This window comes from Bradyrhizobium sp. (assembly GCF_019244115.1).
Taxonomy (GTDB): domain Bacteria; phylum Pseudomonadota; class Alphaproteobacteria; order Rhizobiales; family Xanthobacteraceae; genus Bradyrhizobium.
On record NZ_JAFATE010000368.1, the window covers coordinates 1 to 9,951 of the forward strand.

The 9,951-nt window shown below is 63.9% G+C and carries 10 protein-coding genes and 1 pseudogene; 5 read left to right on the top strand and 6 right to left on the bottom strand.

Annotated elements, in window-relative coordinates; all coding sequences use genetic code 11:
• Window positions 1-201: pseudogene (locus JOZ76_RS16205) on the bottom strand (sulfate transporter family protein); the annotation flags it as partial.
• A gap of 18 nt (window positions 202-219) precedes the next feature.
• Between JOZ76_RS16205 and JOZ76_RS16210 the strand changes: the two are divergent.
• Window positions 220-405: a hypothetical protein gene (locus tag JOZ76_RS16210; protein ID WP_291699681.1), complete on the top strand. Its 186-nt coding sequence runs from the start codon at window positions 220-222 to the stop codon at window positions 403-405.
• Between the two features lie 83 nt (window positions 406-488).
• On the opposite strand, the gene JOZ76_RS16215 is transcribed toward JOZ76_RS16210, so the two are convergent.
• Window positions 489-2,921: a heavy metal translocating P-type ATPase gene (locus tag JOZ76_RS16215; protein WP_291699683.1), complete on the bottom strand. Its 2,433-nt coding sequence runs from the start codon at window positions 2,919-2,921 to the stop codon at window positions 489-491.
• 46 nt (window positions 2,922-2,967) lie between these two features.
• On the opposite strand from JOZ76_RS16215, the gene JOZ76_RS16220 reads away from it, so the two are divergent.
• Window positions 2,968-3,243, top strand: a complete 276-nt coding sequence (locus JOZ76_RS16220; RefSeq protein WP_291699685.1) for a metal-sensitive transcriptional regulator — start codon at window positions 2,968-2,970, stop codon at window positions 3,241-3,243.
• Window positions 3,244-3,421: 178 nt separating this feature from the next.
• Here the strand turns inward: JOZ76_RS16220 and JOZ76_RS16225 are convergent, their stop codons facing one another.
• The 3 genes from JOZ76_RS16225 to JOZ76_RS16235 all read right to left on the bottom strand — a co-directional run bounded on the left by JOZ76_RS16225 (window position 3,422) and on the right by JOZ76_RS16235 (window position 7,122).
• A complete protein-coding gene (locus JOZ76_RS16225) occupies window positions 3,422-3,613 on the bottom strand; it encodes a hypothetical protein (protein WP_291699687.1) in 192 nt (63 codons plus the stop codon).
• A 395-nt stretch (window positions 3,614-4,008) separates the two neighbouring features.
• Window positions 4,009-5,121, bottom strand: a complete 1,113-nt coding sequence (locus JOZ76_RS16230) for a DUF4272 domain-containing protein (RefSeq protein WP_291699689.1) — start codon at window positions 5,119-5,121, stop codon at window positions 4,009-4,011.
• Window positions 5,122-6,273: 1,152 nt separating this feature from the next.
• Entirely contained in the window at window positions 6,274-7,122 is an 849-nt protein-coding gene (locus tag JOZ76_RS16235) for a YiiX/YebB-like N1pC/P60 family cysteine hydrolase (protein ID WP_291699690.1), read from the bottom strand.
• A gap of 339 nt (window positions 7,123-7,461) precedes the next feature.
• On the opposite strand from JOZ76_RS16235, the gene JOZ76_RS16240 reads away from it, so the two are divergent.
• From JOZ76_RS16240 to JOZ76_RS16250, 3 genes are all read left to right on the top strand, one after another.
• Window positions 7,462-8,874 carry a flavin monoamine oxidase family protein gene (locus JOZ76_RS16240; RefSeq protein WP_291699692.1) on the top strand — a complete coding sequence of 471 codons (1,413 nt, stop codon included), beginning with the start codon at window positions 7,462-7,464 and terminating at the stop codon, window positions 8,872-8,874.
• A gap of 110 nt (window positions 8,875-8,984) precedes the next feature.
• A complete protein-coding gene (locus JOZ76_RS16245; protein WP_291699694.1) occupies window positions 8,985-9,227 on the top strand; it encodes a type II toxin-antitoxin system RelE family toxin in 243 nt (80 codons plus the stop codon).
• Between the two features lie 10 nt (window positions 9,228-9,237).
• On the top strand, window positions 9,238-9,642 hold the full coding sequence (locus JOZ76_RS16250) for a helix-turn-helix domain-containing protein (RefSeq protein ID WP_291699696.1): 405 nt from the start codon (window positions 9,238-9,240) through the stop codon (window positions 9,640-9,642).
• On the opposite strand, the gene JOZ76_RS16255 is transcribed toward JOZ76_RS16250, so the two are convergent.
• On the bottom strand, window positions 9,643-9,951 hold a 309-nt coding region (locus JOZ76_RS16255), incomplete at its 5' end, for a TSUP family transporter (protein WP_366938583.1). It lies immediately after the preceding gene.

Consider the following 9,951-nt stretch of genomic DNA (forward strand, 5'->3'; position numbering starts at 1 on the left):
GTCGAGCGGCGTGTGCGAGGTGGGTCCGAGCGTCGCCTCCGCCCAGGTGGCGCCCTCGGTCGCAAGCCAGCTCATGAGCCGTTGCAGGCCGATCGCGAGCACCGCGACCAGCACCAGCGCCATGCCGATCGAGCGCCACAGGATCGAGCGCATCGGCGGGGACAGGATCTGCGATAGCGCCCTGACGGCAGCATCAATCATTGAAGGTTCCAGCCTCTCGTGAAAACGGTCCCGCGAGAGGTAGAGATGCGCGCCGGCCTCGGCAAGTCCTTGAAAAAAGTCAGGCGTCGAGCGGCTTGCCGCGGACGTCGGGGCCGAACCCTGCGCGAGGCGATGCCGGACGAGCCGCTCTATGGCGGCGTCGCCCGCGCCGGCCTGCCACGCGCCACCGGCCGCGCGGCGTGAGATCGGGGTCACCTCTCCCCGCGAGCGGGGAGCGGGAGCGCACCTGCGATGCGGCCTGATCGAGCCTCAATTTCATCGCGCGCTTATAGCCTCGTCGCGCGCAGCCGCAGGGCGTTGCCAACCACTGACACCGACGACAGCGCCATCGCGGCAGCCGCGATGATCGGCGACAGCAAGATGCCAAAGCTCGGATACAAAATGCCGGCGGCGATCGGAATGCCCGCGGCATTGTAGATGAAGGCGAAGAACAGGTTCTGGCGGATGTTGCGCATCGTGGCCTGCGACAATTTTCGCGCGCGCACGATGCCGATGAGATCGCCTTTCAGCAGCGTCACGCCGGCACTCTCCATCGCAACGTCGGTCCCGGTCCCCATCGCAATGCCGACCTCGGCGGCCGCGAGCGCCGGCGCGTCATTGACGCCATCGCCGGCCATCGCGACGATCCGCCCCTGCCCGCGCAGCCTGTTCACGACCGCGCTCTTCTGGTCCGGCAGCACCTCCGCCTCGACATCGGCGAGGCCGAGGTTTCGCGCGACGGCGTTCGCCGTCGTGCGGTTGTCGCCGGTCAGCATGATCACCTTGAGGCCGTCGGCTGCGAGCGCCTTCAGCGCCTGCGGCGTCGTCGCCTTCACCGGATCGGCAACCGCAAACAATCCCGCGAGCTTGCCGTCGACCGCCATGTTGATGACGGTCGCGCCCTCGCCGCGAACCCGCTCGGCCTCCGCATCGAGCGATGCGGTCGCAATGCCGAGCGAGTCGAGATAGCGTGCATTGCCGAGCACGATCGACTGGCCGTCGACTTTGCCGGTGGCGCCCTTGCCCGTGGGCGAATCGAAATCGTGCACGGCGGCGAGGTCGAGCTTGCGCTCCTTGGCGGCGGCCACGATGGCGTCAGCCAGCGGATGTTCGCTGGCCCGCTCGACGCTGGCGGCGAGCCTGAGAATGTCACTCTCCTCGAAGCCGCCGGCCGGCACGATCGCGACGACTTTTGGCTTGCCTTCGGTCAGCGTCCCGGTCTTGTCGACGACGAGTGTATTGACCTTCTCCAGGCGCTCAAGCGCTTCGGCATTCTTGATCAGGACACCGGCCTGCGCGCCGCGTCCGACGCCGACCATGATCGACATCGGCGTGGCGAGCCCGAGCGCACAGGGGCAGGCGATGATCAGCACGCTGACGGCCGCGACCAGGCCGAACGCGAGGCGGGGCTCCGGGCCGAACCAGCTCCAGGCGGCAAACGCGAAAATCGCCACCGCGATGACGGTCGGCACGAACCAGCCCGCGACCTGGTCGGCGAGGCGCTGGATCGGCGCGCGCGAGCGCTGCGCGTCGGCCACCATTTTCACGATTTGCGACAGCAGCGTGTCGCGCCCGACCTTTTCTGCACGCATCGCAAAACTGCCGGATCGATTGAGCGTGCCGGCGATCACCTTGGCGCCGGCCTCCTTGGTCACCGGCATGGATTCGCCCGTGACCAGCGCTTCGTCGAGCGACGAGCGGCCCTCGAGGAGGATGCCGTCGACCGGCACCTTTTCGCCGGGCCGTACGCGCAAGCGGTCGCCGACCTTCAGGCTGTCGATTTCGACCTCATGGTCCGTGCCATCCTCGCTAATCCGCCGCGCGGTCTTTGGCGCAAGCTGCAGCAGTGCCTTGATCGCACCTGAGGTCGCTTCGCGCGCGCGCAATTCGAGCACCTGGCCGAGCAGCACCAGGACCGTGATGACGGCGGCGGCCTCGAAGTAGGCGGCAACAGCGCCGTCATGTTCCCTGAACGCCGATGGGAAGAGTTGCGGCGCCAGCGTCGCAAATACGCTGTAGACATAGGCGACACCCGTGCCCATCGCGATCAGCGTGAACATGTTGAGATTGCGCGTGACGAGCGACTGGGCGCCGCGCACGAAAAACGGCCATCCCGCCCACAGCACGACCGGAGTCGCGAACACGAACTGGATCCAGTTCGACAGCGTAGGATCGATCCAGTTGTGCGGACCGGCGAGATGGCCGCCCATTTCCAGAACGACCGATGGAAGCGCCAGCAGGCCGCCGATCCAGAACCGCCTGGACATGTCGATAAGTTCGTGATTGGGCGCGGCATCGAGACTCGCGACCTCGGGCTCCAGCGCCATGCCGCAGATCGGGCAGCTTCCCGGTCCGACCTGACGGATCTCGGGATGCATCGGACAGGTGTAGATCGCATCGGGTGAAGCGTCCTGCGGCGGCTCTCGCTGGTCGAGATATTTTGCAGGGTCGGCCGCGAACTTGGTGCGGCACCCGGCCGAGCAGAAGTGGAATGTCTCGCCGCGATGCTCGAAGCGATGTTTCGATGTCGCCGGATCGACGTTCATGCCGCAGACGGGATCCTTGACGGTTGCTGCGCCGGCCGCGTGATCATGATGATACGCGTGACCAACGCGGTCGCCCTGCTCGCCGCGGCATGCGGCTTTGCCGGGCTCGGCGGTCGCCTTGGAACTGCATTCGCATCCTGAAGGCACTCCGAGCTCGTGTCCGGTTTCGTTCATCGAAACATTCCTTGAAACCCATACCCTGTAGGGGTATATAGAGACCATGCGAAAAGACATCAAGGCATCCGTGCAAAAACGCCTCGGCCGGATCGAGGGCCAGGTCCGCGGCCTTTCGAAAATGGTCGAGGAGGATCGCTATTGCATCGACATCGTTACGCAGATCTCGGCGGTGCGCGCGGCGCTCCGGCGCGTCGAGGAGGAGGTTTTGAAGGACCACGTCGCGCATTGCGTCGAACACGCCATAGCCAGCGGCGACAAGACCGATCAGCGGCAGAAGATCTCGGAGCTGATGGCGGTGATCGGCCGTTCGGACCGGTAGCGTGCAACGAGGTCGGCCCGGCTGGATCGATCAGGCGAACTTCAAGGGGCGCAGGTGGACGCGCGAGAATGGTACGTTCGAGCCTGAATCCAGATCTGTTTCGTTCATGCGTGGTCGCCGAAGGCCAACGGCCGTCGTGTCGGCCCGTCCCCGGATCCGCGATCCGATCGGGCAACCATCAGCCCGGGGTCGTGGTGCTGGACTTCGCCAGTTCAGGCTGACTTGCGCTCCGCCGTTTCGCCGCTCTCCGTTTCTTGGTCGCGGTGTTGAGCGATCGCAGCGGCTGCAGTTGGGTATTGAAGGCGCCCTTCAGCAGATTGTTGAGACGATTCTGATATTCAGATTCGCTCAGTCGATTTTTCTTGTTCATCTCACGAACTCCGCTGACAAAGGCCTATCGCGCAAATTGCTTCGTAACGAGAGCGGTCGGCACGCCATGGCACCCGGACTGGACGATCGGCGCCGCAGGCAACTCGAGCGGCGCCAGCCGGTAAGTCAGCGAAACAAAGATGGAAGATGTGGTACGATAGTGGAGGCGCGGGGGGATATGCACGAGACGCGCCACTCATGCATGAACTGCGACAGCATTGCTGTCTGATCGGCGCCAACTCTGGCTGCTGTCCGCGCGCGCGGCGAGGCGTCGTCCCGCGCCAGGTTTCGCATCTCGCATGGCGTTAGTTGCCCGCCGCTAACGGTTACGTCCCATTTCCGCTTTGAGTAGACCGATCGGGAACGGGTTGGCGCGCGCGGCGCTTTCATGACGCGTCAGGTTGGCGTGTCTATGTTGTCCCAGTCCGTACTGCGATCATTTTGAAAACCCGTTATCCAGTTCAGCGCATGATGGCGTTCCATCACGACGCTCGGATTGAGCGTTTCGACTTCGACGCCTTCCAGACGAGCCTGACGGGTGATCCAATGTTGTCGCCAGGTCAGGTCCAGCGCATCGAGAATCTCGGCGGCTGGTCGCAAGTTCAGCTCTCGAACCTCGGACTTGTCGTTCGCGATGTCCAGGACCCGCTGGACCAGCGCGTTCACATCGGCGATTTCTCCGGCCGGATCGAGATGATCGGGTCCGATCGACAGCGTCCAAAGCAGCACGTTCAGCGCTTCATAACGCCAGCTCATCTGGACGGCGGTCTGCGCGTCGGGATTCTCGGCTTCCAGAAAAATTCTCTCCTGCGGTGTCAGCGCATTGATCCCGATCGGGTTCTGCTCGCGCATGAAAGCAAGGACGCTCTTATCGCCATTTTCCACTGCCACGCCTTGCGCTGCCACGCAGAACAAGCCGAGGGCGCGCTCGAAAACCTCCGAGGCGGGGCGGAGAGCGGCCTCCGCTTCTCCGAAGCAGGGCGGCATGCTGGCTGGCGGCGCGGGCCTCGTGTTGCCCAGGAGTTTGAGCGTTCGCGCCCGTCGCGCGATTGCGTCCGGCGGATAGGGCAAACCGGCCTTGTCGTTGAACACGCCTTCCGCGTTCATCAGCATCGCCATGTCGGGAGCGCGCACGGAGCCATCGCCGAGAAAGAGGATGGCATTCGCGCTTCGCGCCCAGGCGGTCACGGCCGGAAGATCGCCGAGCGCCACGACAAAATTCACCTGATTGCGGACGCGTCGGATGTGCCCCCACAGATGGTAGTGCATCGCCGTCATCTGGCCGTCGCCACGGCCAAAGACGTATCCTACAAATGCGTCGAGATCGGAGGGCATGTCCGGGTCCGATAGATCACGCTGCCCCATCAGCCGATGTGGAAAATCGAGTGCAGGCAGATCACGGACGGTCGCATAGGCGTTGACGAGCAGTTCGTCCTTTCCTCGATCATCCGCCTTGCCGTCCAACTTCTCGTCTCGCCCCAAAATCGTTCCGAAAAGACTCACGTCCATGTCCTCTCTGTCGAAGGGTCCACAACATAAGGCCGAATGACGTGGACTCCAATTTTTGATGGGTTTTGCCTCCGACCTTTTGCTCAGCCACAGAATAGAAATTTATAGCGGCGGCTTCCAGCGCCCGGTGCATCGACTGTCCATCTTGGCGAGGCAGAGATGGCATCTTGGGGCCCGTGCCGACGCATCGTGATAAGCCGCTGCGAGGGCGAGCTCGACAAAGCCGCGCTGCACGAGACTATGGCGCATCCGTCGTAGGCCGGCGAGGCGCTGGAGCCCGGCGCCGTGTCCTGACTGGTCGGGTGTTCCGGCCTTAAAGGCGTAACCCGAATCAGTTGCCTCTTCCGCATCGACAGATCGGTTTTGAGCTTATCGAAGCTCAATGGTTGCGTCGGCCCAAAGACGAAATTCGCACGTCGAATCAACGGGAATCGCATCGCTACCGCTCTTGCGAAAACACGGCTTGACAATTTCCGAAAAGCGGAAGTATGATCCGCGCATCCCGGGCTCGCTCAGGAGGGGCGCTTCGCGATCGTCACGAACGTTGAGCGCGGGATGCGGTGGACGCGGCAGATCAGCGCGCAGGCTTTGCGCGGACGACTGATCCTTTCGCGGACGCAGAAGTCGTGTGGTCCTGACACCCCGACGCTGGTGTCAAGTTCGCGAGCTTGCGATGCTCACGAATGACAGGGGCAAGAAAGCCCGGTTCCCTGGGGAGAGCACGAAGGACAGCGTTAAAACCATCGCGCAGGGAATGCCGGATGTTTTGGCTGAACCTGTGGTAACTGCCGCCAGCTTTTCTTGTTGCTGGCGGGCCATGGGTGCGGCCAGCACCCGGCATTCCCTGCGCCCTCTTCCAATTCAGAGGGTGACATCTGAAGCAAGACTCGGGCATTTCGTGCCGCGAGAACGCGAGCTCACACCCTCAAAGCTGTTTGAACCGTTGAATGGGAAGCTGACGCCGCCGCCGAAGAGCGAGCGCGATTTTCGTGGAGTGGGCAAAGACCCAGCGCCGCGCCCACCAACCTTCCGCGGGTGTGGTCTGCAACGGTGGGCACGCTGCGCTCAGCCCACCCCACGGGCCTCGTCGCTTCGCCTCGCAATGACGAGCCTGATGCCATCCCGCGCAGCGCCTGCACCGGCGCTCACTTCCTAAACCGTAAGCGGCGCTTCCTGGTCAGCCTCTTCAGGAACAAGCGGCGGCGATTTCGCTTCTGGAAACACACCGAACTCGCCCGCTACCTCCGGGAGCGGCTTCTGCTTGTCGGCCCAGTGCAAGGCGGTGTAGTCGAAGCCGTGCACGATGGTCGGCTTGACGACTTCGAAATAGGGCGAGATGTCGAAGTCCCGGGGCATGTAGAGCGAGGAATCGCGGATGTGCAGGATCTCGCGGCGGGCGCGGCGGGAGCCGGCGCGCGTGATTTTTGGCAGGATCGGATAGCGCACGGCGTCGAACGCCTGCGCGATCAGCGCCGAGCAGATCATCTTGGTCGGGTCGCCGGAGCCGAGCGCGATCATGCGCCGCCGCCAGCGCTGCGGCACCGGCAGCGGGATCAGATAGCGCATCAGGTCGGTGATGTTCTTCGTGTCATAGCCAAAACCGATCCGGTTGATGGCGTAGCGGCAGACGGTGTGGCGGTCCTCGTAGGACAGGCCGACCGGGCGGCAGATCCTGGTGTGATAGGAAAAATATTTCGACAGCGGCGCCGACATCACGCCTTCGCCGACATTGGCCTCGATCAGCACATGCTGCTCGCCGTCCGCTTCGCGCGCGCCGTCGACGGGCCCGACATAGAGCGCCGCATGCGACCAGGTCGATTGCGTCAGGTATTTGATGATGCCGGAAATGCGGCTGTTGCCTTCGACCAGCAGCACGTCGCCCGGCTGCATGTCGCCGCGCAAATGGTCGGGATCGCTCGGGGTGAACGGCTCGTAGCCCGGCACCTCCTTTTCGAGGTAGCCGGCGATCAGCTTGCCGATCTGATCGAGCATCACGCCCATGGGTCTCCCCGCGGCTGTTCCACGCCGCCTCACCCATCTCTATCATGGTCAAGAGCCGTTGCAATTTGGTTCATTCGGGTTCCCGCGCGGGCGCTTTCCGACCGCCGCGCACCATGCCTCGCCGCATCTGAAGAGGCGGTCATCATGACGATCATGAATTTCGAGTTAGGTTGTCGCGGCATCCGCGGTCGGAATCCAGGGTTGTTACGGGCACTGGAAAATCCCAAGCTCAATGTGATTCCGGCCACGAACTCCCTTGAATGATCATGGCAAACGCAAAGATAATTTGTCACCGTGGGCAATTGCCTGCTGGCATCTTCAGGCTCCGGAAACCATGACATGAACATCACGCGCCGCGACGTCCTCATCGCGTCCGCAGGTTTTGCGGCTGCCCCTTTGTTCAGCCCACCTGGTCTGGCTGCGCCGTTGCCGCGCGAGGCTGACATTGTCGTGATCGGCGCGGGAGCCGCGGGCATCGCGGCGGCGCGCCGCATCATTGCCGTGGGTCGCAGGGTGATCGTGGTCGAGGCGGCGAATGAGATCGGCGGCCGGTGCCTCACCGACACGACGACATTCGACGTGCCGATCGACCGCGGTGCGCGCTGGCTGCACAATCCGGACGCCAATCCGCTGGTCAAGCTCGCCCGGGCGCTCGCGCTGGAAATGGTCGTGGCGCCGGTCGGGCAGAAGATCCGCATCGGCCGCCGCAACGCCCGTCCCGGCGAGACCGAGGAATTTTTGGCGGCGCTGGTGCGCGCCAATCGTGCCATCGAGGACGCCTCGCGCGGCAAGGGCGACATTGCCTGCGCGTCAGCGCTCCCAAAAGACCTCGGCGATTGGGCAGCCACGGCCGAATTCGTGCTCGGCGCGAGTGCAACCGGCAAGGACCTCAGGGATCTCTCGGTCATCGACAAGGTGCGCGGCGGCGACCGCGGCGCGGTCATCGCCTGCCGCCTGGGTCTCGGCACCATGATCGCCAGGCTTGCCGACCAGGTCCCGCTTGCGCTGTCGACGCCGGCGAGCCGCATCGCCTGGAGCAATCGCGACGTCGCCGTCGAGACGGCGGCGGGGCGGATCGCAGCACGCGCTGCGATCGTGACGGTCTCCACCAACGTGCTCGCATCTGGCGCGATCAAGTTCGCCCCCGAGTTGCCCAAGCGCCAGCTCGATGCGGCCGCAAGGCTCGGGCTCGGCAGCTTCGATCATATTTTCCTGCAGCTTGCCGGAAATCCGCTCGGCCTCGCGCGTGACGATGCCATCGTCGAGCAGAGCAGTTCGACCAAGACGGCGATGCTGCTCGCCAATATCGGCGGCTCGTCGGTATGCTCGATCGATGTCGGCGGCGCGTTCGGCCGCGATCTTTCGAGCCAGGGCGACAAGGCGATGATCGCCTTCGCCGTCGAATGGCTGATCAAGCTGTTCGGCAGCGAGGTCGGTGCTTCCGTGAAGAAGTCGGCGGCGACGCACTGGAACGCAGCGCCATTCGCGCTGGGTGCGATGTCAGCGGCGAGCCCTGGCGGCCAGCCGTCGCGCGCCGTCCTGGCCGAGCCGGTCGGCGCGGTGTTCTTCGCCGGCGAGGCCACTCACGATACGCTGTGGGGAACAGTCGACGGCGCCTGGGAAAGCGGCGAGCGTGCGGCCGACGCGGCGCTGAGGAAGATCGGCGCGCTGAAGGACACGACACCGGCGGCGCCTGCACAGCCGGCAAAGCCGCATCGCCGCTCAGCGCCGTCGCGATCGGCGCGTTATTGATGCGATGTCGGCGAATGCCCCGCCCAATGCTGATGATGATCGGAGCCGCGAGGGCATGGAGACGTACGGACGGGAGTTGACCAAAATATCGCAATATGCGATATTCCGTCATGAAGCCGATTGTCTTCACAGCATCGAGCACTCGCCAATGGGCAAAGCTCTCGCCGGAGGTGCGCCGCCGGATCGACAGGCGGTTGACCGAGTTTGCCACATCCGGGCATGGCGATGTGAAGCGCCTCAAGGGCCGCGACGGCATGCGGCTTCGCGTCGGAGACTGGCGAGTGATCTTCTTCGAAGACGGCGAGACCATGGTTATTGCGGCGGTGGGACACCGACGAGATATCTATGAATGAGAGGACAGCTATGGGCGTTCGGTTCCAAAAAACCCCACGGGGCGAAGTCGCGATTCTTCCAAGAGAAGAGTATGAGCGCCTCGTTGCTAAGGCTTCCGAAGCGGATGAGGATACGGGCACGGCGCGGATTGTTGCGCGCGCGCGCAAGGAGATTGAAACCGGTGGTCCGCTATTGCCAAAGGATATCGTCGATCGCTTGGCAGACGGTGAAAATCCAGTCCGGGTTCTACGCGAGTGGCGCGAACACGGTAGGCCCGAAGGCATGACCCAGATGTATCTTTCGTTCAAAACGGGCCTGAGCCAGAGCTACATTTCGGACATCGAAAATGGCCGACGGAAGGGTACTGCCGCCGCGCTCCGCCTGATCGCAAAGGTGCTGGACGTCCCGCTCGACCTGCTCGTTCCAGACAACTAATCAGTGGTCTCTCAGGACGCCATCCAGCGCCGGCAGGCCGACGATGAGCGCGAGCGCGATCAGGCCATAGCAGATCGCCCGGAACAGTTGTTCGCTGGCGCGGCCGAACAGTTTTGCACCGAGCCAGATCGCCACGGCATAGACCGGGCCGACGATCAGCGAGAAGCCGATCGCCTGCGGCGTAATCAGTCCGCTGACGGTATAGCTGACGGCGCCAAACACGTCGGAGGCGCCGAAGAACAAGAGGATGTTGGCGCGAGCGGTCTTCGAGGCAACGGGCCGGCCGAGCCAGTAGCCGACGATCGGCGG